Here is a 21,613-nt window from a genome sequence, read left to right as displayed (position 1 = left end):
CCGGTCGGAATCCGCCGACAGTAGCGGCCCCGTGACGGTTCACTGATCGGACGGATCGGACGCGTCGAGATCGTCGGCCTGCAGGACGAACGTCCGCTCCGGCGGCGGCGCGATCCGCAACTCGAGCGAACTCGTGAGTCGGTAGTACTTCCGATTGCCGCGCATGTACCACTCGACTAAGTCCGCGTCCTCGAGCGTCGACAGGTGGTGGACGGCGCTCGTCCCGTCCATGCCGACCGCCTCGGCGAGTTCGGAGACGTACTTCGGCTCCCGAGAGAGTTCGCGGAGGATCTCGAGTCGCGTCCCGTTCCCCAGTACCTCGATCAGCGACATGGTCCCACGTCGGTCGCCGTCCCAAGAAGGATTTCGCAGGTACGGTCACCCTACATACAGGATTCGAAGGACGTTGGTCCAGGTTTATGCCACCGCGCATGGTATCAAATGGCATGTCTGACCGAGTCACCCTTCCGGAGGACCGCGATCGCGAACGCCGGACGATCACCGACGGGTTCTTCGAACGGGAGGTGTACCTCTCGCGCGAGGAGACGGCCGCCTTCCTCCGAGAGCTCGCCGATCAGCTCGAGGCGGACACGACGGTGACGGTCGCGGGGTCGACGTGGGAGATCCCCTTCGAGTACCGCGATCCGATCGAGGTCGAGATCGAGTTCGCGAGCAAGCGCGAGCGCGAACTCGAGATCGAACTCGAGTTCACCGAGCGGGGCGACGGGTCGGATCTCTCCGTCCGCTGACCACTGGCGGGGTTCAGTTCCGGTCCTTCCACAGTCGCCAGAGCGCACGGTACAGCGTCCACAGCTCGCAGTCGAATCGATCCCCGAGCGACCGTCAGGTCTCGAGGTACGCCTCGTACTCCGCGGTCGACGGCGGGGCCGGGTACGGTTCCGTCAGCTCTCCGCAGTCGCGCAGTTCGATTCACGGACTGTATATCATGGGCGAGAACCCCGTGATGAGCGAACCCGACGCCAACGCCGTCGCCGAGCGGCTGGCGGACCTCGAGTTCACCGTCGTTCAGGACATCTTCCCGACCGAGACCGCGGAGTTCGCCGACGTGCTCCTCCCGGCGACGACCTGGGCCGAGCGCGGCGGCACCGTCACTAACACCGATCGTCGCGTCCAGCGCATGCGCGGCGTCGAGAAGGTCCACGAGAACACGAAGCACGACCTCGAAATCCTGTGCGAGGTCGGTCGGCGCCTGTTCGATGACGGCGACGACCTGTTCGACTTCGAGGATCCAGAGGAGGTCTTCGAGGAACTCCGGCAGGTGTGTCCGAGCTATCACGGAATGACCTACGACCGGCTCGGCGAGGAGGGCGTCCACTGGCCCTGCTACGAACCGGGCGACGAGGGTGACCCGTTCCTCTACGAGGAGGAGTTCGAGACCGAGAGCGGACTGGGCCACATCGAGGGGGTCCAGCACACCCCGCCCGCCGAAACCCCGGACGACGAGTACCCGCTGATCCTCACGACGGCGCGCCTCGAGGAACACTACAACACGGGCACGATGAGCACCCGCTCGCCGACGCTCAACCGCCAGACGCCGGAGAACTTCGTCGACGTCCATCCCGACGACGCCGAGCGCTACGGGATCGAGGACGGCGAGTACGTCCGGCTGCAGTCCAGGCGCGGCGAGATCACGCTCGAGGCCCGCGTCACCGAGGACACCAAGGAGGGGGTCGTCTGGACGACGCCGCACTTCGCGGCCGCTTCCGCCAACCGACTCACCAATCACGTCCTCGACGAGCGAGCGAAGATCCCCGAGTACAAGGCCGCGGCCGCCGAGATCGAGGTCGACGTCGAACCGCTCGGCGAGACGGCCGATCCGGTGGCCGACGACTGATCGGCGCTCACAGCGGGGTGTCGTCAGTCCGGGAACTCGAGGTCGCCGAACCGCTCGCGGTTCATCCAGTTGCGACGTTCGAATATTTCCGTTAGGGACGATACACTCAAAAACTAAGTCGAAGCCGTCCCTCTCGAGAGACGATGGTGACTCGCCCAAGGATCGGCGACGACGCACCGGAGGATCCGGAAGATCTCCTCCCGGAGCGGAGCGTACTCTCTCTCGAGGAGTATCTCGACATGCAGGCCGCGATCTCGAACCGGACGCGGTTCGAGATCGTCTATCGGCTCTCTCACGCGGACGAATTGACGCCGACAGAACTCGATGCGGTCATGGACGTCGACGACAGCACGCTTCACTACCATCTCAACGAACTCCGCGACGTGGGGCTCGTCGAGAAGCGCGTTCGGACGGAGCGAGACCGCGACGGACTGTACACGTACTACAGATCGACGATTCTGGGCGACGTCATCCTCGAGCACGGCGTCGAGGAGCTCATCCGACGCGAACGGGACTTCCGCGAGGCGTACGACAGCAGTCGGACCGGGAACTGATCCCGCTCGACGGACGAGGGTGCTCTACTGGCGGATCGAACCGGGAGCGACGCTTCTGGAAGCGATCGCGAGAACACCCAGATCGGATACGTACTGGACGGTCCGTCGACGGCCAGTATCGAGGGCGAGGAGGGGAGCGACGATCCGGTGGTCGGAATCGTCGCCGGCGGTCACGCCCCGCCGTCCCCCGCTGGCACCCACTCGAGGAGCGGACTGGACTCGCCGACGGCGAGCGCCGCGATCGATCGCCCGCAGCTCTCGCAGTCGGTCTCGAGGGCCACCCGCGGCCGTCGGCAGCAGTGTTCGACGCGCTCGCAGCGCGTCTCGAGGCGGCCGTCGCAGGCGGGACAGCGCTCCCGGAGCAGTCGCAGCCCCGCGAGCACGTCGCGGCGATCCGCCGGTTCGAGCGTCTCCCAGCCGTCCAGTCGGGTCCGGAGCTCTCGGTCCGCGGCGACGTCGGCCGCGAGCGCCGCGTCCGACTCCCATCGGAGCCGCTTCGTCCCGTCGAGTTCGACGGTGGCCTCGCCGCACGAGTCGATCTCGTCGGCGTCGACGAGGGACGCAACGGCGTCGGCGGGCGATTCCACCGCACCGCCGGCCGGGAGGCGGTCGGTCCATCGCTCTCGGAAGTCGTCGGTCAGGCGGAGCCCGTCACCGTTCGCCGTCGAGCGCACTACGTCGGCCGTTGAGAGGGTCTCGACGGCGGCCTCGAGGTCTGCCGTCTCGATCGTCGGCCGTCGTTCGGGCTCCGGGGCGTCGGCTTTGCCGAACCACGAGAGGACGCGGTCGGGCAGATACCGTCGCGTGAGCGTCGGCGTTCCCGGAATCAGATACCCCCGGAGGTAGACGAGGAGCAGAGCGCACGCGAACGCGAGCGCGCCGGCGAGCGTGGAGGTCGCGACGCCGAGCCCGACCGCGAGGAGGGCTGCGATCGCGACGTTCGCGACCGTACAGGGGAGACACCGATTCTCTCCGGTGTACTCGGGCCGCTCGAGTCGCGCGACGATGGCCGGAACGTCGATCACCGGGGACACCGTCGACGACTACGCGCCGAACGGCGAAAAAAGGCCGCCGCTCGTCTCCCTTCCGCGGCGTCGACTTGAGCCGCCGACCCTCGCTAGATTCGACAGCTTTCGGGTATGATTTCGGACTCGATCGTTATTGATAGTGCCACGAATACCGGTCGTTCGTTACGAATGTGTGGTAACACCTAACACACTTCGGCGGGAAGAGAACGATTGTGAACGACGATGACTGAACTCGGTGGATTCCAAGACAACGTCGCACGTATCGATCTGAGCGACGAGGAGGTGAACTACGAGTCGATCGACGACGAGGACGCGGAGAAGTATATCGGAGCGCGCGGTCTCGGGGTGAAGTACGTCTTCGAACAGGGCCCCGACGTCGATCCGCTCGGGCCGGACAACCTCCTTGCCTTCATGAACGGACCGCTGTCGGGAACGCAGGTGACGATGAGCGGCCGGATCGCCGTCTGCACGAAATCGCCCCTGACGGGGACCGTCACGGACAGCCACCACGGCGGCTGGTCCGGTGCTCGGCTGAAGTGGGCGGGTTTCGACGGCCTGCTGTTCGAGGGACAGGCCGACGAACCGGTCTACGCCGTCGTCGAGGACGGCGAGGTCGAACTCCGGGACGCCTCCCACCTCTGGGGGAAGGGCGTCCACGAGACCCGCGATATAATCGAGGACGAAGTCGAGGGGGCCTTCGGCAAGAACCTCTCGATCATGGGGATCGGTCCCGCGGGCGAGAACCTCGTTCGCTTCGGGAACATCATGAACGAGGACGATCGGGCCTCCGGCCGGGGCGGCACGGGCTGTGTCGCCGGGTCGAAGAATCTCAAGGCGGTCGTCGTGAAATCGGGGACGAAGATGCCCAAACCGGCGGACAAGGAGACGTTCATGGAGGGCCACCAGCAGGCGATGCAGGCCATCCAGGAGTCGGAGGTCACCGCACCGAACGAGGGCGGCCTCTCGATGTACGGGACGAACGTCCTGATGAACGTCACGGAGGAGATGGACGGCCATCCGACGAAGAACGGGGTCTACACCTCGGGGAACGCCTACAACGAGAGCGAACCCGACCGACCGCACGACCTTGACGCCGACCGGATCAGCGGCGAGAACGTCCGTGAGAACATCCTCGTCGACGAGCCGACCTGTCACTCCTGTCCGGTCGCCTGCAAGAAGGAGGTCGAAGTCGACGTGATGCACAAGGGCGAGGAGCTGAACGTCCGGATGGAGTCCTACGAGTACGAGTCCGCCTGGGCGCTCGGGACGAACTCGGCCAACGACGACCGAGACCAGATCGCCCTCATGATCGACCGCTGTAACGACTTCGGGATGGACACCATCGACACGGGCAACATGCTCGCGATGGCCATGGAGATGAGCGAGAAGGGGTACGTCGACGAGACGATCGACTGGGGCGACACCGAGCAGATGGTCGAGATGATCGAGCGGATCGCCCGCCGCGACGGCGAACTCCCCGACGCGCTCGCGGAGGGCGCCGAGGGCGCGGCCGAGCGGTTCGACGCCCACGACTGCCGACTGGACGTCAAAGGCGAAACCATCGCCGCCTACGACCCCCGCTGTCTGAAGGGGATGGGGATCGGCTACGCGACCAGCAACCGCGGGGCCTGTCACCTGCGGGGCTACACGCCCGCGGCGGAGATCCTGGGGATCCCGGAGAAGGTCGACCCCTACGAGTGGGAGGGCAAAGGCGAGCTCACCGCCCAGTTCCAGGACCTCCACGCCATCTCGGACAGCTTCGACATCTGCAAGTTCAACGCCTTCGCCGAGGGGATCGAGGAGTACGTCGCCCAGTACAACGGGATGACCGGCCGCGACGTCGACGAGGACGAACTCCTCGAGGCCGGCGAGCGCATCTACAACTTGGAGCGCTACTACAACAACCTCGTCGGCTTCGACGGCAGTGACGACTCGCTGCCCGAGCGCTTCCTCGAGGACGGGATCCACGGCCAGGGCGCTTCCGAAGGCGAGTACTGCGAACTCGAGGAGATGAAGGGGGAGTACTACGACCACCGCGGCTGGGTCGACGGCGTCGTTCCCGACGAGAAACTCGACGATCTCGGTATCGACATCGGCCCCGGCACGGGCGTCTCCGCGGGCGACTCGCCGGCGGCGGCCGACGACTGACGAGCGTCCGTCCTCCCTCTTTCGCGACGAACTGGTAGCCGATCAGTAGATACTCGACTGACCGAGCGAACGCCCCGGTGCCAAGGACGTGACTGCTGAACCACTCGTATGGGGACGGAACGGTCCGTCGTCAGGGTCCGCGAGCTGAAGGGGAACCCGAAAACCGCTCGTCCGCGTCGCCGGTCGGCTCCTCGAGCGCGCCGAACGCCGTCCGCTCGATCGTGCCGGAGCGGCCGCTCCCCTCGAGGACGACCTCGAGCGGACGGCCGAGTGAGCCCTCGCTCTTGGTCTGGTCGGAACGAGCGAAACGACTCGCGCGGCTCAGGTCGGGTCCGGTCGGTTCAAAAGATCGATCCGCGGGCCGTCGGGACGTCCGCTACGACGTGATCCGAGCAGTGGTGTTCCCAGCGGCTCGTCCGGTCACGTCGGGGACGTTCAGTCGTCGGCGACGGCGTAGTTCGCGCTGGCGTCGGTTTCGGCGTCGGGTTTCGTCATCTCGATGGCGACCTCGCCGTCGTCGATCGAGACGTGGACGTCGTCGAAGGACTTGCGGTACTCGGTCGCGTGCTTGCCGGAGGTGTTGATCCGGACGCGCTCCTCGACCAGTTCGGCCTCCGTCAGCTTCTCGACCTTCCGGTAGGCCGTCGACATCGGGATGTCGCACTGCTCGGACAGTTCCGTCGCGGTCAGCGACTCCTCGCTCGTCGCCTCGAGGATGGCGCGGCAGGCGTCGTCGTCTAACGCGCCGAGCACTGCGCCGGCGTCGATCGCGTCGTCGGTTGCGGGCCATCCTCGCTTGGGTGAGTTCGTAGCGGACATCGTCTTCACTCCTACCTACTGGCCCGACCCCCTCCAAATGAGTCCCACTAAATCTGGGTCCTTTATATACGGATGCGAAAATCGGCGCGTGAGGCAGCCTGACACGCGTTCCCAGCGGGGACGAATGACGGGTCGCTCGCTCACCGGCGGGAGACGGGCGGAGCCGCGCGGACGCGGTCTCCCGGCCAGACACAGGCTTTACGAGGCCGGCTCCCCCACCAGTAGCTATGCCCTCGGGGATTCGAGCGGAGATCAAGATCGACGATCCGGCCGACTGCGTCGTCACGGCGGCCTCGGCGGCGGCGAGCGGTCGCGTCCTCTCCGTCTCGAGGAGCACGAACCCGGACGCGCCCGAGCGCGTGACCGAGGAGTTCATGCTCGAGGCCGAAGAGTATCCCGACGCGTTCGACGTGGACGCCGACGTCGACATCGCGCCGGTCTTCTCCTACGGCTCGAGCGAGGTGTATCGGTTCAGTCGCGAACTGGGCCGGGGCTGTCCCTGCGAGTGTATCGAACGCCACGACTCGCCGCTGGTCGACGTCCGCACGAAGGGGGCGTCGCTGTACCTGACCTTCCACGCGTCGGACATGCACGGCCTACAGGCGATCATCGGCGATCTCAAGGAGCGGTACGCGAACCTCGACGTCCAGCGGCTGCTGCAGTCCCAGCAGGACCACGACGAGCGCAACCTCGTCTTCGTCGACCGGAGCACGCTGACCGCCCGGCAGCTCGAGGTCCTCGAGACGGCCCACCGGATGGGCTACTTCGAGCACCCGAAGCGAGCCAACGCCGGCGAGGTCGCCGAGGAACTCGGGATCACCAGCACGACGTTCACCGAGCACCTCGCGGCCGCGCAGACGAAACTGCTCGATGCGATCCTCGAGTACGACGACTGATCGCGCCGACCGTTCGCTCGTGATTCAAAAACGCTTCGGGACCTACTGCGGTTCGGCGTCGAACCGCAACCCTATATATAGTGGACGCACAGCTATGAACGTAGACGACCCACGAGACACACGGATTACGCCACCCTCATGAGCAGATACGAATTCAACTGTCCCGAATGCGGCCAAGCGATCGAGGTCAACGAGGAGATGCGCGAGGCCACGCTCGAACACGGGTGTCCGGTCTGCGGTGCCGACGTCACGACCGCGGACTTCGCCGCCGAGCAACAGACGAACTGACGCTCGATCTCACACGCCGATGGCACCGCCCGACCGACGTCACCCCTCGCGATCGACTTCGGTTCGCCGTCCGTCGAGCGAGTCCGGATCGAGCCGGTAGAGTTCGATATCCAGATCTTCCTTGCCCTGCGCCCAGATCTCGAACAGCGGTCGCTTCGCCTCCCCGTACTGGGCGATCTGGTCCGGCGTCAACTCCGCGGGCGGAATGTCCTCTAAATTCCCCGTCGCGATGACGCTCCGATAGGTCGAATCCTGCTCGTCGTAGACGACGAGCCGCGCCGCCGGCGAGGACTCGAGGAACTCCCGCTTCTCGCTCTCCGGCGTCGATACCAGCCGCATATAGAACACTCGCTCGGCGTCGTCGTACCCGTACGAGATCGGAATCGCGTAGGGGTCGTCCGTGCGCGCGAGCGATAACACCCCCGTCTCGTGCTGACCGAGGAAGTCGTCGATCTCCGCGTCGGCCATGTCGGTCTCCTGATCGATAGCCATCGTCTCAGTGCATTGAGCAAGGGCGAACACGCTCTTTATAGTTGCCATCGCCGTCGACCGCGGTTCACTGACTCGTTTCGTCGGCGGCCCCACCGCTCGGTTCGCTCCCGTCCGCGTCCGCCGGTTCGTCCTCGTTCGCGCCGTTCGCATCGTTCGTTCCGATACAGACCGGCTCCCGGATCTCGAGGGCCGTCTCGAACGCGTCCTCGCGGTCGGTTCGGCGCCCGATCCGCAGCAGTTGCTCCTCGTGTGCGCGACGGACGGCCGATCGCTCGCGATCGGTCAGGCCGAGCTCGTCGCCCACCCGTTCCCAGTGGCCCCACTCGACCAGAAACGCCTCGCGCCGGTCGTCCGCGTGGACCCGCTCGTACTCCCGCCGGTAGCGCTCGCGCTCGGCCGCCAGGCGGCCCTGTGCCCGGTCGACGAGCTCCGGCAGTCGCGTCGGCGCGACGCTGGCCTTCGCCGCCGTGAGCACGAGGATCTGGCCCTCGATCGGCTCCCCCGCCATCAGCCACCCGCGCGCATCGCCTTCTGCGCGAAGTCGTCGACGAGCGGCTCGAGGCGGTCCTCGTCGCCCTCGAAGACGACCGTCACTTCGGTCAGCTTCAGCGACGGGCCGATGCCGACCTGCTCCGACGAGAGGGTGGCCGTCCAGTCCTCGCCCGCGACGGTATCGTCGTCGACCTGCTCGCCGCCGAGGTTCGTCAGGTAGCGGATCGCCAGCCGTTCCGAGATGCCGCGAAAGGAGCGTTCGACGCGCGTTGCCATACTCGCAATACGGCGGCCGATCGGATAAACTCGCGTGTTGACTCCGAGCCCGTGGACCGCGTCGTCCTCGTCGATCTCGGCCAGCGACCGGAGTGTCAAAATAGCGCCACCGTTTTGTCATTCGGATACAATATTTCTGTCAATGAGTCTCCATCTCGACTCCGTCGGAAAGCGCTACGGAGACGGCTTGTGGGGCGTCCGGGACGTGGATCTCGAGTTAGATACGGGCATCCACGGACTGCTCGGACCGAATGGGGCCGGCAAGTCGACGCTGATGCGCATTATTACGACGGTCGCGGAGCCGACCACGGGAACCGTCACTTGGAACGGAACCGACGTCGCCGAGTCGCCGGACGTCGTCAGGGAGGTGCTCGGCTATCTCCCGCAGGACTTCGGCGTCTATCCTGATCTGACCGCCGCGGAGTTTCTCGAGTACGTGGCCGCGCTGCGCGGGCTGGATCGGGAGACGGCCAACGCTCGAATCGACGAACTGCTCGCGCTGACGGGCGTCGAGCACGCGCGGGATCGGAAGCTCCGCACCTTTTCCGGCGGGATGCGCCAGAGCGTCGGCATCGCACAGGCGCTGCTCAACGACCCCGACCTGCTGGTCGTCGACGAACCGACCGTCGGACTCGATCCCGAAAAGCGGGTGCAGGTTCGGAACCTGCTGTCCTCGGTGGCCAGCGACCGCGTCGTTCTCCTCTCGACGCACATCGTTCCCGACGTCGAGGCGACGGCCAAGCGAGTCGCGCTGCTCGACGACGGCGAGCTGTTGGCCCACACCGATCCCGAATCGCTCATCGACGCCACCGACGGCAAGGTCTACGAACTGCTGGCTCCCCGCGACGACCTCGAACGACTGCGCGATCGGTACCGGGTTTCGAGTACCGTCCAGCAGGCCGACGGCGTCCGTGTGCGACTCGTCGCTGACGAGCGCCCGACTCCCGACGCCGAACCGGTGACCCCGACGCTCGAGGACGCCTATCTCAACCACGTTGGACCGCGAGCGATAGAGGTGACGTAGATGGCCCCGGTCCTCGAGACGGTTCCGACCGCGATCCGTATCGCTCGAGCCGATTTCCTTCAGCGGACCCGATCCCGGCGGTTTCTGCTCGTCCTGGCGATCGTCGCGTACGTCGGCCACCAGCTGAACGTCGGGACGTTCGAGCTGTTGTACCAGGATACCGTCGACGGAGCCACCGTCGACTACCGAGGCGAGCCGACCGCACCGTACGTCGGGCTGACGACCGGGCTCACCGGGGCGACGTTCCTGCTGTTTTTCGGCTACTACGTTCTCGCGAGTTCGCTCGAGCGCGATCGATCGACGGGGTTCGACGAACTCCTCGCGAGCACGCCCGTGAGCGACCGCACCTATCTCTTGGGCAAGTGGCTCAGTCACGTCGGCGTCGTCGCGGCGGTCCTCGCGACGCTGGCCGCGGCTGCGCTCGTCAATCACGCCGTTCACGGCGTCGGCTCGACCGACCCGGTCTGGATCGTCGGTGCGGTCTTTCTGGTCGGGTTTCCGATCGGTTGTTTCGTCGCCGGCGTGACGCTCGTCTTTCAGTCGACCGACCGGCTGCGCGGCACGGCCGGGAACGTGACGTACTTCTTCGGCGCGGTCGCGCTGTTGTCGCTGGTAGCGGCAGCGTTCGCGGGGGACGATGGTGCAACGTCATCGATTCCGGTCTGGATTCGGGCCGTCGACTCGATCGGGCTCGTCGCGGCCGGCGAGATGACGTTCGACGCGTTGCTCGCGGTCGCTCCCGACTACGACGGTCCACCGGTCGCGAACTACGGGACCGGCACGATCGACGGCGAAGTCGTCACGTACGAGTGGAACGGCGGCTCCTGGCCCGCGTGGTTCTACGCGAATCGCCTCGGGCTCGCGCTGGCGGGCGCCGGACTGGCGCTCGCGGCGACCCTGCCGTATGACCGATACGCACCGCGCGACGAATCGCCGGGTCGTACTTTCGGCGACCGGCTCGGTCGGTTCGTTCCGTCCGTCCTCTCCCGCGAGGACGCGGACGGGTCCGACGCGACCGATCCCGCGGACGTCTCGTTGACGCCGGTTACCGACCGCTCGGCCGGCGGATTCGGACGGCTGTTCGTTCAGGAACTCAAGCTCCTGACTCGCGGCCACGCCCGCTGGTGGTATATCGGAGCAGCGGTCATCGCTATCATCGGACTCACCAGTGCCGCGCCGCCCGAGGCGATCGTCTCGGCCGCGGCGATCTGGCCGCTGTTCGTCTGGTCGGGGATGGGCTACCGGTCGGTCGCCCACCGGATGACGCCCTTCATCGTTTCCTCGAAACAGCCGTATCGACAACTCCTCGCGGAGTGGGCCGCCGGCGCGGCCGTGACGGCGGCGTTTCTGGGCGTCGCCATCTGGCCGACCGTCCTCGAGGCGGGTCTCGAGGGACTGCTCGTGATCGTCGGTGCGGTGCTGTTCGTCCCCTCGGTCGCCCAGGCGTTCGGCCTCTGGAGCCGGACGCGACGGGTGTTCGAACTCGGTTATCTCGCGCTCTGGTACGCCGGCCCGCTGAACGGCGTCGCTCCAATCGACTTCGCCGGGGCGACGACCGAAACCGTCGGTACCGCGACGCCGCTGCTGTTCGGTGCCGTCGGGTTGGTCGCGCTCGGCACCGCGCTGGGACATCGGTATCTCCGGACGTAGCTGCCGTCTGCGTCCACTTTCGCCTCGAGTACTCGCAGCCGTGATGTCTCAGAGGAGCTGTTCGTTCGCCGTTCTCGTCGATCAGAGCAGCGTCCGGAGCGAGACCACGGCGACGACGCCGGTCACCAGCGCGAGGACGATGCTCTCGGTCCGCCACATCACCACCAGCACGAGCGCGGCCGCGCCCCACTCGGCCGGCCCGCCGGCCGCCAGCTCCGGTCCGAGGACGGCGATCACGATCGCGCCCGGCAGGACGTCGAGCCCCGCCTGCAGCCGGTCGCTCACCTCGACGTGGCGGACGAGCCAGATGCCGCCGACCTTCGCGATGACCGTGACGACGGTCATCGCGAGGATGACGCCGACGACCAGCGGCTCCAGCGAGAGGACGTCAGCCATCGTGTCTCACCACCTCGACGACGGCCGCGGCGAACCCGCCCAGGGGGATGTACCACTGGCCCGGGAGGGCGTTCGCCGCGAGGACGCTCGTGGCCAGCGCGACGAGCCACGGCGCCAGCGTCGACCGCCCGTCCCAGAGCTCGACGGCGAGCGCGACGAAGACGGCGGCGAGGATGAAGTCGACGCCGTACTGCGCCGGATCGCCGACGGACTCCCCGGCGAGGACGCCAAGGATCGTCGATCCGACCCAGCACAGCCAGAGCGCGACGCCGCTGCCCAGCAGGAAGGCGCCGCGGCGACTCCCCGACGCGAGCTCCTGCATCGACAGCGCCCAGTTCTCGTCGGCCATCAACACGAGACTCGAGTAGATCTGGCTCGGCGAGAGGTGGCGAAACCACGGCTGCAGCGCCGCCCCCATCAGCGAGTAGCGCACGTTGACCGCGAACGTCGTGGCGACGATCGCCGCGATCGGGATCGGATCCGCCCAGAGTTCGACGGCGATGATCTGGGAGGCGCCCGCGAAGACGGTCATGCTCATCAGCGCCGCCTCCGCGAGACTCAGCCCCGCCTGATTCGCGAGGACGCCGAACGCGACCCCGTAGCCGCCGACGCCGACGGCGACGGGCAGACAGGCCAGAAAGCCGGCGCGAAGCCCGTCCCAGCCGAACGTGACGCGCTCCGGGTCCGAATCCGGTCCGTCGTCGCCAGTCGCGTCGCTCGCGGTGCTTCGAGCGGCCGCGTCCGATTCGGTGTCCGTCGCCATCGCGTCGTTCTGTTTCACTCTCGGCGGATCGCCGCCTAAACGTTCTCGGAACCGGCGTCGGGTTGTGTCTCGTTCTCGTTCGACTCGGAGCCGATCAGCTCACGGGGAGCCCCGGTCCTCGGCTGACTCGCGCAGCGGCGGCCGTCGGTCTCGCCCCGAGGACGCGTGTACGTCGGCGTTCGCGTCCGTCACCGCGTCGGCGGGCGCCGCTTCGCGCCAGTCGACCGGTCGCTCGGCGCCGCTGGCGCGATAGCCGAGGTCGGCCGGTCCAACTCCCTCGAGGACGCCCCGGTCGAGTTCGGTGAGGACGTCCTGTACGAAGGGCCAGGGGTCGTCGCGACTCAGGAGATCGAAGTTGGGCTGGTCGTAACAGGAGCGGCCGATCGCCCGAAGCGTGTCCGCGATCGACGGGCGATCGACCAGGTCGGAGTCGTCGTGGAGGTGGCTCAAGACGTGGGCCAGTTCGCCCTTGAGGTAGTGACAGCCGACGCCGACGTCGTAGCCGGCGTCGATCTCGTCGGCGCGGTCGGTCGCCAGCCGCCAGTAGTACCGCGGGAAGTCGGCGCCCATCCGCGCGTTCGCGGCGAGCGAGGTCCACAGGCGGGGATTGATCTCCGTGAGGTAGAACTCGCCCGTCCCGGGGTGGCGCATGTACTCGATGCAGGCGAGGCCGTGCCACTCGAGTTCGTCGAGCAACGACAGCGCGACGTCCTCGAGGTCGTCGTCGCGGATCGATTCGCGGTAGACGCCGCCGCCGCCGGTGTAGGACGTCCCGCGGAACTGTCTGTGCTGGACCGTCGCCACGGGCTCGCCGCGCTCGTAGAGGGCCCCGACCATGTACTCCTCGTCGATCGGGACGAACTCCTGGACGATCGGATCGTGGCCGAACGTCTCGCGCAGCGACGCCGGCTCCACCGCCGCGCCCGGCTGCAGGTGTTCGACGGTCTTGCTCCGTCGCACTCGCCCCGGCGGAACCGATTCGACGTACTCGTCGACGAGGATGTTGTACCGGGACTTGACGACCGACGGTCGAGAGATCGTGTCGACCGCCTCGAGCGGCCGCGTCTCGGGAACCGGGACGCCGGCGGCCTCGGCCGCCTCGGCCAGCCGGACCCGATCGTGAACGCGGCGGAGCGTCTCGAGGGTCGGCCACGGCGTCGCGACGTGCTCGGCGAAGGCGTCCCGGTACTTCGAGAGGACGAACGCGTCCGGCTCGCGGGTGGGAACGACGGTCCGAACGTCCTCGCGCCGAGCGAGCGCGAACAGGGCCGTGGCGTACCCCTCGAGGTCCGTCGTCGGGTCGGGAACCAGCACGGCTTCGTCGCAGTGTCTCGAGCAGAACGATTTCGCCGTCGGCTCCTCGGAGACGACGATCGTGTGAACGCCGGTCGGCGACAGCGAGCGGAGACAGCAGTCGGAACTCGGGACGGAGACGGCCGGGACGACGATCGAGTCGCGAGTGAGTGGATCAGACATGTATCTGGAGACTCGAGTGACGTCTCCGCTACCACCGACGAAAGAAGAGTCGCGTGAGACTGCAAGTGCCGGAATTAAGTTTCCCAACCAATCTAACAGGTAACCAGCGTGGGCGGTCTCGGTACGATTCGGTCGACCCTCGAAAACCGATTCGACGGTGACTGACGACCAGCGTCGTCAGGATCCAACGGTTCCGACGGACGCGCGATACCGCTACCCGCCCGCGACCGGCGGAAACACTGACAGCCGATCGCCGTCCTCGAGGTCTGTCTCCGGACCCGCCATGTGGGTCACGTCGCGGCCGTTCTTCAGCACGCTCAACTGCGCCCTGATCGCGCGGTCCGACCCGTCCGTCTCGAGCAACTGGCCCTCGAGGCCCTCGTACTCGGCCTCGAGAGCGGCCAGCACGTCGCCGACCGCGGCGTCGTCGTCGAACGATTCCGTCCGTTCCTTCTCGCCGACGGCCTCCCGAAAGGTCGCGAAAAACCGCAATTCGAGTTCCATACCGAGTGATGGTCGCGGAATCGCATAAGTTCGGGTGGCCGACCGCGGCGACGGTCGACGGTCGACCGTCGATCGTCGGCCCGCTCTGTTGGTCGTCAGGCGACCGAGGCCGCCGCCGCGGACGTGTAGCTGACGGCGTCGACGTCGGCAGTTTCGAGCGCGTCGGCGATCGCGCTGGCACCGATCTCCGCCGCCGCGTCGGCGTCCGCGGCGTCGACGACGACGGTCACGGAGAACTCGAGGGTGATCGTGTACGGGTCGAAGGGCGCGGTCGGGTGCTCGTACACGTCGGCGTCGTCGATCTCCCAGTCGGCGATGGTTCCCTCGGCCGCGAGGCGCTCGAGGTTCTCGGCGAGTTGCTCGGTCGCGTCGTCGCAGGCGGTCGTGTCGCTTCCCCCGTGGAGGGTGATACGGGTCGTTCCGGCCCGCGAAACTGCAAACTCCATACCTATCCCTATCGACCGCGCGGGTTTGAAGCCTTGGTCTGTATTCACACGCCGTCGAGCTCGTTAGTGGTCGAACTGGGGTAAATCGTCGTCTCCGGACCGCGGGCGGTCGATCCGGTACGTCACGTCGTGGTCAGCGAGCAGCGATCGCATCCGTTCGACGCCGCCCTCGGTGTCCCATCCTTCGCACGTGTAGTGTCTGTACGGGTGGCGCAGCCACGAGTACTCGCGGTGGGCGAACACGTCGACCGCCCCGTTGCCGTCCTGAAACACCGCGACGTGCAGTTGCCAGGACGAGAGCGGCGACCGCCGTCGGACCCAGCTGCCGGCCGACGGTCGCCCGTCTCGATGGATCTTCAGGGAGGCGATCGGTTCCGGTTCGAACGCCATCGCCTCGAGGTCCGCGCGGAACGCCTCGAGGCCGTGCGGGACCGTCCCCACGTACTCGTCGGGGTGCTGGAGACACTGCGCGAACCCACCGAACGGTTCCTTGATGCGGTGAAGCGTCGGGAGAACGCGACGGCGCACGCGCGTCGTCAGATCGATCGCGTCGGCGGCGTCGCGGTCGTCGGTCGAGGCCACGGTAGGTCTCAGGTCACGGGCGAGCGCAAAATCGTTGTGGCTCCCGGCGATCCGGCGCACGGCATCCGTCGACTGCCGTGAATTACGCTCCCGGAGGGATATATAGCCCTCCGGAGGGGCGCCTCGAGGCAGCGGCTATCGGTACGGCCCGCCTACAGATCCTGCAATCGAATGCCGTCCTCGACCAGCCGGGCGTTCCGCTCGCGCTCGAGGTGGTCGGCGAGGTCGTCGTGGTCGTAGAGCTGGGCGATGACGTCGGCGTACAGCGTCCGCCACGCGATCGCGTAGATCGGCGACTGCCCCCACGCCCGCAGCTCCGGCACGAGGTCGTCGTAGGTCTCGCGGCGGTCCTCGAACCGTTCGATCGCCTCGAGGACGCGACCCGCCGCCTCGCGGTCGTCGTCGGCGTCCTCGATCGCGCGGTTGAGTCGCTGTTCCCAGCCGGCGACGGCCTCCTGCATGTCCGCCGCGGCGGTCTCGTCGTCCTCGGGCAGTCGCTCCAGAACCGGTTTCGGCACACCGAGTGTGATCTCGTCCATACCGCGAGTATGGGCCGCGGTCGGGAAGAAACTACGGCTGCCCTACGAGTCCCGTTCCACAGAGCCGTCGTGTCGCGTACGCTCGATACGACTCGAGCTATCGGCGAGAGCCGTGGAATACGCCTGCCGTGCGGTCGGTCCGCGCGGTCAGTCGCTGCCGTCCGCGGCGACGGCGTCGGAGAGCGCTCGCATCGTGAGGCTGTTATCGATTCCGAGGATCCGTCTCGGTAGGACGACGAACAGCAACAGCGTGAGCATACTGCTCGTCGCGAGTCGATGAAACTGATCGACTCGGTCCAGCCGAGGCAGGAACTCGGCCACTGTCCCGATCCAATTCGGCGCGAGTCCGACGACGCCGCTGATACCGATCGCCGCGAGTGCGATTCCGCCGAGGAACATCGGAACGAGCGCGGGATGCGATCCACCTCGCTCGGTTCGCCGGAAGAGTAACCCGTCGCAGAATACGGTGATCCCGGCCAGTCCTGTCACGACGTAGAATCCCGTCTGGAGGACTGATTCCGTTGCCATAGTTCCCTATACGTCGTGTCTGGTTATAAATGTGATCGTGAGTATGGTCGCGACTACCGCTCGTGAGTGACGACATCAAACCGGCGAGTACTCGCTGTTCGATTCCGCTACGCCGACTGGTGTCTGGCCAGCATCACTTCGTCGACGTACGCGTCGTCGATGCGGTACTGCTGCTCGTGGACGCCCTCGCGCTGCCAGCCGTTCTCCTCGAGGAACTCGATGGCGGTCTCGTTGGTCGCCGGCAGGTTCTGGTAGCACTTCCGGTAGCCGGCGTCGCCGGCCCACTCGAGGCCGTACTCGAGGAGGCTCGAGCCGATTCCCTCGCGGCGGTACTCGGGTGCGACGCCGAGGGTAAGCTCGGCCGTGTGGGCCAGCGACGGCAGTTCGTGGGCGTCGACGTGGAGCCAGCCGACGACGTCGGAGTCGGCGTCCTCAGTGCCCGGTTCGTCGGTCGCGTCCGCGGCCGATTCGTCGTCGATGGTATCGGATTCCGACTCGAGACTCGCGACGAAACAGACCCGCGAGCGCTCCTCGTTGGCCCGTACGAGCGCCGAGTCGCGCTCGAGTCGCGTCGCGACGTTCTCGGCGACGATGTAGGGACCCTCGTCGGCGACCTCGCGCATCGTCTCGACGATCCCCTCGCGGTCTTCCTCCCGCGCCGGTCGAACCGTGACGGTGGCGTCCTCGAGGTCCAGTTCCGTCGGCGTCGCGCCGAGCGCGAGGCGGACCTTCCCGTCGGTTTCGGTCAGGTACCCCCGGTCCGTGAGTCTCTCGATGCAGGACTCGAGGTCCTCGGCGGGCGGGCAGACCGATTCGGTGTAGGTGCCGGATCGGGCCGGTTTCGAGTGGGTCGTTCCCGATTCGATGCGGATCGCGCGCGCCAGTTCGGCCGGCTCGACGGCCCCGTTTCGTTCGACGTACTCGTAGACCGTCCGTTCCAGTTCGTCGTCGAGATCCTCGGGCGACATCCGCGGCTGGGCGCTCATACCCCCATGACCACCGACGGCCGGTATTATTATGGACGGCGTATCGCTCCGCAATCGGCCATGACGCCGATCGAAATCCGTCGTTCCTCGCGGCCGCGGACCGCTAATTGTTCGTTGGATCCGTCCACGAAGGGGCGTTGGTCCCCGTTCGCGGCGGTGCCAACCGGGTTTCGTCTCGAGTGACCGATCGAGGCTGCTGAAACCGCCGGTAGTAGTTCGGCCACGAGTCGCTGATTGTTACCGTCAGAGTTTCGGGGGATGGGTTATTTTTGTGCTTTTCTAGGGCTTTTCGTGGTTCGGACGGCCACATCGGTGTCGCATCAACCACCGTTCTCGGTGAGACGCCATCGAATACGCGAAAACAGCCAAAAATTCGACCACTCGCAGAGTGTCGCCACTCACAACAGGCAGTCCGAGCTGGTGTAGAGCGCTAGTCGGGTGGGAGTAGTGGTGAGCAAACCAACTCGACACATTCACCAGCCGTCAGAACCGGCGCATAATCGATCTCACCACCGACACCAGCCTTCAACAGAAAATCGGTGAGCCGCCAGATATTGTGCAGCAGCACCGCGAACACGAAGTAGAACAACCGCACTTGGTAATCTTTCGAGGAGGTCTCTGCCAAGAAGTCGTTCTTGATGCTCTTGTACTCGTTCTCGAGCTGCAGACGACCTACCCGAGCGCCCGCTCGAAGAGATCGCGGCGTCGCAGGCTTTAGGCATGGATAGACTGCTAATTCCACTAAAGCAAGGTAAATTTCATCCCGACGATTACAATCATTAGCTAAATTTGGTCAAAACTTTTAATATTATTCAATCCATACAGGATATATGGAGAAAGAGGATTTTAAAAAGCTAGGTGCGATGTTCAGTGCGTTATTTTTTGGCATTCCATTTTTCACATATACATTCAATACCCTTGGCATAATCAGTATTAATATTTCAACAGATTTTTTATTATTCCTTCTCGGAGGAATACTTTCATATTTCATTTTGATGGCTGGCGCTTATATTATATTTAAGGACATGACTCCATAGTACAGTGCTCGAAATATTCCCGGATAGTCTTCTTCGAGTCGGTCAACGAACTCACTCGAGAGGTTCGTCGTCTGATCAACCATCGCGCGAACACGAGCTGAAGTTCCGGTTCGGCATCGTGGTCGTCGTCGGCGGCGATCGTCTCGAGTTCTCCTTCGAGGTTCTCCAATTGTGACCGTTCGAACGCGCCGGGTTTCAGCGGTGCGATCACGTTTTCCGCGGCGTGGAGGCCGCTAATCGTGATATTGTCCCCTTCCCCGGAAGGTCGAATAGCACGAGGTCGTATCGCGGTGTGATCTCCACGTCGATGAACGATGCGAGTCGATCATACCGATCCTCGAGGGGGACGTTCACGAGATCGTTGTCCTCCGCGGAAAGGCTGTCGTCCGCGGGAATGAGGTCGACGCCTTCAGCGGTCTCATAGACCATCCGGTCGACGACCTCGTCGGCGTTGTCCCGAAGCGAATCCCACTTGTCACTGAAGACGATCGATATCGGGATATCTGGATCCGCAACCTCGTCTTTGAGTCCGAACTGAGTGGCGAGAGCGTTCTGCGTGCCAGCAAGATCAATCAAGATCGTATTGAGATTGTGATCGTGGAGTCCCGAGACGGCCATATGCCCAGCGCTGGTTGTCTTTGCGATGCCGCCTTTCGGGACGGAGAACGCCGCCGAGAGAATATCGTCGCTCATTGTCGGTCCTCCGTTCTTCGAATTCGCATACCGTCGGAAGAGCTATTCTATATCGCGCTATGTAATTTATCGAGTGCTGGTAGGGCTGTGGATTCACTCGCAGCGACTCGTCGTAGACTCGGAAAAAACGGACTGAGAACGGGTTCTCGAGTCGATTCCCTCGCCACGGCAGCTCGCGGTTCTCGTCTCCCGACCACACGGGGGTGATTTTAGCGGTGTACCCGGTTCGAATCGATTCAGAATGCGGTATCGAACGCGGGAACCGGGTCCATACCGCTCGCCGACGGACAGACAGCGTCGTCGACTGTGCAAGCGAACGCGACCGATCGTCCGAGCCACGCTGTCGACCAGATCCTATAGGTCAACGATCGACCGATCGACTGGAGAAGCACGTTTAGTTTGTGTTACACTATGGGCGTTCCGACGGGATTGGCTGCCCGGCAGCCCCATCGCTTCGGTCCGACGAGTGCGCGAGACGCGATATCAGGTATTCTGATCTCGAGGACCATTCTACCGCCTCGAGCTACGGGGTTCGAGGGTCGAATCGACCGGCGCTCGCCGGCGTTCCCGAACCGAGCGCCGTCGGCCGCGATGCGATGGTTCTGCATGGTTCGGTGCCGGACGATCTCGGTTCGGCGACCGCGGATCGGCGACCGTTCCCGTATCGATCACCGCGCGACCGAGTCGGTCGTCGAACCGGTATCCGTCCCGAGTAACGGCTGGATCGGCGAAGTTCGCTGGTTCGGTCGACGGCCGACTTCGAGCGCGTTGGACCGACCGCTTCTCGCTCGGATCGGCCGGACGATGATCACTGTATCGGACGGACGGGTTCACGTCCGTCGGTCGGCTGGGCTCGCATCCGTCGAACGGCCGCGTTCGCATCCGCGAGCGACCGTACCGTCCGATAGACTTCCCCAATTAACGCTGCTCGAGTCTGCGGCTCCCGTCCTGTAATGAGCCGAAACACCCTCCATAAACCACATATAGCGATATAGAATCCCCAATCGTTTCGGAAATTTCGGAATCGGGACGGCATCGTTTACAACGACCGACGTGTAACCGAATCGGTGTGATCGTCGACGGTCGCGTCCTGCGCGAGGACTTCGTGCCCAGCGAGGTGGTTCACCGACACGACGAGGTGAACCTCCTCTCGGAATCGCTGGAGCCGCTGCTGTCCGATCGGCGGGCCGACCCCGCGTTCCTGTTCGGCCCGACCGGCGTCGGGAAGACCTGCATCGCCAGGTACGCCCTCGGCCAGTTGCGCGAACAGGAGCCGTCGATCGACGTCGCCTACGTTAACTGCTGGCAGGAGTACACCCGGTTTCGAGTGCTCTACGGCGTCCTCGAGGCGGTCGGCCGAACCGTCGACATCCACCGGTCGACGCCGAAGGACGAACTGTTCGATCGGTTGCGCGAGACGGACGCCCGACCCGTGGTGGTTATTTTAGACGAGGTCGACCAGCTCGAGGAGACGGCCGCGCTCTACGACCTCCACCGACTGGGTCACGTCTCGCTGGTGCTGATCGCCAACCGCGAGGAGGAACTGTTCGCGAGCTTCGACGATCGGGTCCGGTCGCGGCTGCGTGCGGGGACCCGCGTCCGGTTCGACCGCTACGGGACCGACGAACTGGCCGCGATCCTGGCCGAACGGGCGGACAAGGCCCTCGAGCCCGGCGCCGTGAGCGACGGCCAGTTGCGGACGATCGCCGACGCCGCGTCGGGCGACGCCCGCGTGGGGATCGGCGTCCTCCGGTCGGCCGCCCGCCGAGCGAGCCGGCAGGGACTCGAGTCGGTGACCGACGACGTCCTCGAGGCGGCGATCCCGGACGCGCGGACGGCGATCCGGCGCGAGACCGTCGAGGGACTGATCGAACACCAGCGGGTGCTGTACGACGTCATCGCCGAGGCCGGCGAGATCGATCCGGGCGACCTCTACGACGAGTACGAGCGTCGGGTCGACGACCCCAAGACCGAGCGGACGCTGCGCAACTATCTGACGAAAATGGTCCACTACGACCTGATCGAGGCCGTCGGCGAGCGCCGCGGGCGGACCTACCGGCTCGTCGACGACGCGATCGGCCGGGAATAGCGAGTCGATCGGGGTCGATCGGGGTCGAAGCCGGATCGGATTGGGCCCGCGA

Annotated in this window: 26 protein-coding genes and 1 pseudogene; 10 read left to right on the top strand and 17 right to left on the bottom strand. The window is 65.6% G+C overall.

Annotated elements, in window-relative coordinates:
- Positions 1-39 precede the first annotated feature (39 nt).
- A complete protein-coding gene (locus WD430_RS04040) occupies positions 40-333 on the bottom strand; it encodes a winged helix-turn-helix domain-containing protein (RefSeq protein WP_339104751.1) in 294 nt (97 codons plus the stop codon).
- Positions 334-446: 113 nt separating this feature from the next.
- Between WD430_RS04040 and WD430_RS04035 the strand changes: the two genes are divergently transcribed.
- The 3 genes from WD430_RS04035 to WD430_RS04025 all read left to right on the top strand — a co-directional run bounded on the left by WD430_RS04035 (position 447) and on the right by WD430_RS04025 (position 2,409).
- Positions 447-749, top strand: coding sequence for an amphi-Trp domain-containing protein (locus tag WD430_RS04035; RefSeq protein WP_339104750.1), 303 nt, complete (start codon positions 447-449; stop codon positions 747-749).
- The gene (locus WD430_RS04030; RefSeq protein WP_339105789.1) at positions 746-1,855 is read left to right on the top strand and encodes a molybdopterin dinucleotide binding domain-containing protein; all 1,110 of its coding nucleotides are present in this window, start codon (positions 746-748) and stop codon (positions 1,853-1,855) included. The genes WD430_RS04035 and WD430_RS04030 overlap by 4 nt, the downstream gene beginning before the upstream one ends.
- 143 nt (positions 1,856-1,998) lie before the next feature.
- On the top strand, positions 1,999-2,409 hold the full coding sequence (locus WD430_RS04025) for a helix-turn-helix domain-containing protein (RefSeq protein WP_339104749.1): 411 nt from the start codon (positions 1,999-2,001) through the stop codon (positions 2,407-2,409).
- A gap of 170 nt (positions 2,410-2,579) precedes the next feature.
- On the opposite strand, the gene WD430_RS04020 is transcribed toward WD430_RS04025, so the two are convergent.
- Entirely contained in the window at positions 2,580-3,434 is an 855-nt protein-coding gene (locus WD430_RS04020; RefSeq protein WP_339104748.1) for a hypothetical protein, read from the bottom strand.
- A 225-nt stretch (positions 3,435-3,659) separates the two neighbouring features.
- Here WD430_RS04020 and WD430_RS04015 point away from each other — a divergent pair, with 225 nt between their 5' ends.
- Positions 3,660-5,585, top strand: coding sequence for an aldehyde ferredoxin oxidoreductase family protein (locus tag WD430_RS04015; RefSeq protein WP_339104747.1), 1,926 nt, complete (start codon positions 3,660-3,662; stop codon positions 5,583-5,585).
- A gap of 435 nt (positions 5,586-6,020) precedes the next feature.
- On the opposite strand, the gene WD430_RS04010 is transcribed toward WD430_RS04015, so the two are convergent.
- A complete protein-coding gene (locus WD430_RS04010; protein ID WP_339104746.1) occupies positions 6,021-6,404 on the bottom strand; it encodes a helix-turn-helix domain-containing protein in 384 nt (127 codons plus the stop codon).
- A 227-nt stretch (positions 6,405-6,631) separates the two neighbouring features.
- Here WD430_RS04010 and WD430_RS04005 point away from each other — a divergent pair, with 227 nt between their 5' ends.
- Both WD430_RS04005 and WD430_RS04000 read left to right on the top strand, forming a co-directional pair.
- Entirely contained in the window at positions 6,632-7,300 is a 669-nt protein-coding gene (locus WD430_RS04005; protein WP_339104745.1) for a helix-turn-helix domain-containing protein, read from the top strand.
- Between the two features lie 138 nt (positions 7,301-7,438).
- Positions 7,439-7,588, top strand: a complete 150-nt coding sequence (locus WD430_RS04000) for an FmdB family zinc ribbon protein (protein ID WP_339104743.1) — start codon at positions 7,439-7,441, stop codon at positions 7,586-7,588.
- Between the two features lie 39 nt (positions 7,589-7,627).
- On the opposite strand, the gene WD430_RS03995 is transcribed toward WD430_RS04000, so the two are convergent.
- The 3 genes from WD430_RS03995 to WD430_RS03985 all read right to left on the bottom strand — a co-directional run bounded on the left by WD430_RS03995 (position 7,628) and on the right by WD430_RS03985 (position 8,848).
- The gene (locus tag WD430_RS03995) at positions 7,628-8,080 is read right to left on the bottom strand and encodes a pyridoxamine 5'-phosphate oxidase family protein (RefSeq protein ID WP_339104742.1); all 453 of its coding nucleotides are present in this window, start codon (positions 8,078-8,080) and stop codon (positions 7,628-7,630) included.
- A 64-nt stretch (positions 8,081-8,144) separates the two neighbouring features.
- Complete coding sequence (locus WD430_RS03990; protein WP_339104741.1) at positions 8,145-8,588, bottom strand: hypothetical protein; 444 nt, start codon at positions 8,586-8,588, stop codon at positions 8,145-8,147.
- Entirely contained in the window at positions 8,588-8,848 is a 261-nt protein-coding gene (locus WD430_RS03985) for a hypothetical protein (protein ID WP_339104740.1), read from the bottom strand. Before WD430_RS03985 ends, WD430_RS03990 begins: the two co-directional genes overlap by 1 nt.
- 142 nt (positions 8,849-8,990) lie before the next feature.
- Between WD430_RS03985 and WD430_RS03980 the strand changes: the two genes are divergently transcribed.
- Positions 8,991-9,872: an ABC transporter ATP-binding protein gene (locus WD430_RS03980; protein WP_339104739.1), complete on the top strand. Its 882-nt coding sequence runs from the start codon at positions 8,991-8,993 to the stop codon at positions 9,870-9,872.
- Entirely contained in the window at positions 9,873-11,522 is a 1,650-nt protein-coding gene (locus WD430_RS03975; RefSeq protein ID WP_339104738.1) for an ABC transporter permease, read from the top strand.
- A gap of 81 nt (positions 11,523-11,603) precedes the next feature.
- Here WD430_RS03975 and WD430_RS03970 read toward each other — a convergent pair whose 3' ends face one another.
- The 10 genes and pseudogenes from WD430_RS03970 to WD430_RS03925 all read right to left on the bottom strand — a co-directional run.
- Positions 11,604-11,918: an AzlD domain-containing protein gene (locus WD430_RS03970; protein ID WP_339104737.1), complete on the bottom strand. Its 315-nt coding sequence runs from the start codon at positions 11,916-11,918 to the stop codon at positions 11,604-11,606.
- Positions 11,911-12,681: an AzlC family ABC transporter permease gene (locus WD430_RS03965; protein ID WP_339105788.1), complete on the bottom strand. Its 771-nt coding sequence runs from the start codon at positions 12,679-12,681 to the stop codon at positions 11,911-11,913. The genes WD430_RS03970 and WD430_RS03965 overlap by 8 nt, the downstream gene beginning before the upstream one ends.
- 99 nt (positions 12,682-12,780) lie before the next feature.
- Complete coding sequence (locus tag WD430_RS03960) at positions 12,781-14,157, bottom strand: carboxylate--amine ligase (RefSeq protein ID WP_339104736.1); 1,377 nt, start codon at positions 14,155-14,157, stop codon at positions 12,781-12,783.
- Between the two features lie 213 nt (positions 14,158-14,370).
- Complete coding sequence (locus WD430_RS03955; RefSeq protein WP_339104735.1) at positions 14,371-14,661, bottom strand: ubiquitin-like small modifier protein 1; 291 nt, start codon at positions 14,659-14,661, stop codon at positions 14,371-14,373.
- 95 nt (positions 14,662-14,756) lie between these two features.
- On the bottom strand, positions 14,757-15,107 hold the full coding sequence (locus tag WD430_RS03950; protein ID WP_339104734.1) for a hypothetical protein: 351 nt from the start codon (positions 15,105-15,107) through the stop codon (positions 14,757-14,759).
- Between the two features lie 63 nt (positions 15,108-15,170).
- Positions 15,171-15,689 (bottom strand): hypothetical protein, encoded by a 519-nt coding sequence (locus WD430_RS03945; RefSeq protein ID WP_339104733.1) that lies wholly within the window; start codon positions 15,687-15,689, stop codon positions 15,171-15,173.
- Between the two features lie 152 nt (positions 15,690-15,841).
- Positions 15,842-16,228 (bottom strand): hypothetical protein, encoded by a 387-nt coding sequence (locus WD430_RS03940; RefSeq protein ID WP_339104732.1) that lies wholly within the window; start codon positions 16,226-16,228, stop codon positions 15,842-15,844.
- A 147-nt stretch (positions 16,229-16,375) separates the two neighbouring features.
- Positions 16,376-16,756, bottom strand: a complete 381-nt coding sequence (locus tag WD430_RS03935; RefSeq protein ID WP_339104731.1) for a hypothetical protein — start codon at positions 16,754-16,756, stop codon at positions 16,376-16,378.
- Positions 16,757-16,863: 107 nt separating this feature from the next.
- Positions 16,864-17,742: a GNAT family N-acetyltransferase gene (locus WD430_RS03930; protein WP_339104730.1), complete on the bottom strand. Its 879-nt coding sequence runs from the start codon at positions 17,740-17,742 to the stop codon at positions 16,864-16,866.
- A 430-nt stretch (positions 17,743-18,172) separates the two neighbouring features.
- A pseudogene (locus WD430_RS03925) lies at positions 18,173-18,412 on the bottom strand (transposase); the annotation flags it as partial.
- Positions 18,413-18,572: 160 nt separating this feature from the next.
- Here WD430_RS03925 and WD430_RS03920 point away from each other — a divergent pair.
- Entirely contained in the window at positions 18,573-18,779 is a 207-nt protein-coding gene (locus tag WD430_RS03920; protein WP_339104729.1) for a hypothetical protein, read from the top strand.
- A 207-nt stretch (positions 18,780-18,986) separates the two neighbouring features.
- On the opposite strand, the gene WD430_RS03915 is transcribed toward WD430_RS03920, so the two are convergent.
- Positions 18,987-19,472, bottom strand: coding sequence for a ParA family protein (locus tag WD430_RS03915; protein WP_339104728.1), 486 nt, complete (start codon positions 19,470-19,472; stop codon positions 18,987-18,989).
- Positions 19,473-20,541: 1,069 nt separating this feature from the next.
- On the opposite strand from WD430_RS03915, the gene WD430_RS03910 reads away from it, so the two are divergent.
- Complete coding sequence (locus WD430_RS03910) at positions 20,542-21,561, top strand: Cdc6/Cdc18 family protein (RefSeq protein ID WP_339104727.1); 1,020 nt, start codon at positions 20,542-20,544, stop codon at positions 21,559-21,561.
- The last annotated feature ends 52 nt before the right edge of the window (positions 21,562-21,613 follow it).

The organism is Haloterrigena sp. KLK7 (assembly GCF_037914945.1).
GTDB lineage: Archaea > Halobacteriota > Halobacteria > Halobacteriales > Natrialbaceae > Haloterrigena > Haloterrigena salinisoli.
Note: the sequence above shows the minus strand (reverse complement) of the source record. Positions and strands in the feature narration are given on the sequence as shown.

What these genes read in the sequence shown, in the direction of transcription:
- WD430_RS04040 (WP_339104751.1), bottom strand. Translation starts at nt 333, where the DNA reads ATGTCGCTGATCGAGGTACTGGGGAACGGGACGCGACTCGAGATCCTC.
- WD430_RS04035 (WP_339104750.1), top strand. Translation starts at nt 447, where the DNA reads ATGTCTGACCGAGTCACCCTTCCGGAGGACCGCGATCGCGAACGCCGG.
- WD430_RS04025 (WP_339104749.1), top strand. Translation starts at nt 1,999, where the DNA reads ATGGTGACTCGCCCAAGGATCGGCGACGACGCACCGGAGGATCCGGAA.
- WD430_RS04015 (WP_339104747.1), top strand. Translation starts at nt 3,660, where the DNA reads ATGACTGAACTCGGTGGATTCCAAGACAACGTCGCACGTATCGATCTG.
- WD430_RS04010 (WP_339104746.1), bottom strand. Translation starts at nt 6,404, where the DNA reads ATGTCCGCTACGAACTCACCCAAGCGAGGATGGCCCGCAACCGACGAC.
- WD430_RS04005 (WP_339104745.1), top strand. Translation starts at nt 6,632, where the DNA reads ATGCCCTCGGGGATTCGAGCGGAGATCAAGATCGACGATCCGGCCGAC.
- WD430_RS04000 (WP_339104743.1), top strand. Translation starts at nt 7,439, where the DNA reads ATGAGCAGATACGAATTCAACTGTCCCGAATGCGGCCAAGCGATCGAG.
- WD430_RS03995 (WP_339104742.1), bottom strand. Translation starts at nt 8,080, where the DNA reads ATGGCTATCGATCAGGAGACCGACATGGCCGACGCGGAGATCGACGAC.
- WD430_RS03990 (WP_339104741.1), bottom strand. Translation starts at nt 8,588, where the DNA reads ATGGCGGGGGAGCCGATCGAGGGCCAGATCCTCGTGCTCACGGCGGCG.
- WD430_RS03985 (WP_339104740.1), bottom strand. Translation starts at nt 8,848, where the DNA reads ATGGCAACGCGCGTCGAACGCTCCTTTCGCGGCATCTCGGAACGGCTG.
- WD430_RS03980 (WP_339104739.1), top strand. Translation starts at nt 8,991, where the DNA reads ATGAGTCTCCATCTCGACTCCGTCGGAAAGCGCTACGGAGACGGCTTG.
- WD430_RS03975 (WP_339104738.1), top strand. Translation starts at nt 9,873, where the DNA reads ATGGCCCCGGTCCTCGAGACGGTTCCGACCGCGATCCGTATCGCTCGA.
- WD430_RS03970 (WP_339104737.1), bottom strand. Translation starts at nt 11,918, where the DNA reads ATGGCTGACGTCCTCTCGCTGGAGCCGCTGGTCGTCGGCGTCATCCTC.
- WD430_RS03965 (WP_339105788.1), bottom strand. Translation starts at nt 12,681, where the DNA reads ATGGCGACGGACACCGAATCGGACGCGGCCGCTCGAAGCACCGCGAGC.
- WD430_RS03960 (WP_339104736.1), bottom strand. Translation starts at nt 14,157, where the DNA reads ATGTCTGATCCACTCACTCGCGACTCGATCGTCGTCCCGGCCGTCTCC.
- WD430_RS03955 (WP_339104735.1), bottom strand. Translation starts at nt 14,661, where the DNA reads ATGGAACTCGAATTGCGGTTTTTCGCGACCTTTCGGGAGGCCGTCGGC.
- WD430_RS03950 (WP_339104734.1), bottom strand. Translation starts at nt 15,107, where the DNA reads ATGGAGTTTGCAGTTTCGCGGGCCGGAACGACCCGTATCACCCTCCAC.
- WD430_RS03940 (WP_339104732.1), bottom strand. Translation starts at nt 16,228, where the DNA reads ATGGACGAGATCACACTCGGTGTGCCGAAACCGGTTCTGGAGCGACTG.
- WD430_RS03935 (WP_339104731.1), bottom strand. Translation starts at nt 16,756, where the DNA reads ATGGCAACGGAATCAGTCCTCCAGACGGGATTCTACGTCGTGACAGGA.
- WD430_RS03930 (WP_339104730.1), bottom strand. Translation starts at nt 17,742, where the DNA reads ATGAGCGCCCAGCCGCGGATGTCGCCCGAGGATCTCGACGACGAACTG.
- WD430_RS03920 (WP_339104729.1), top strand. Translation starts at nt 18,573, where the DNA reads ATGGAGAAAGAGGATTTTAAAAAGCTAGGTGCGATGTTCAGTGCGTTA.
- WD430_RS03915 (WP_339104728.1), bottom strand. Translation starts at nt 19,472, where the DNA reads ATGAGCGACGATATTCTCTCGGCGGCGTTCTCCGTCCCGAAAGGCGGC.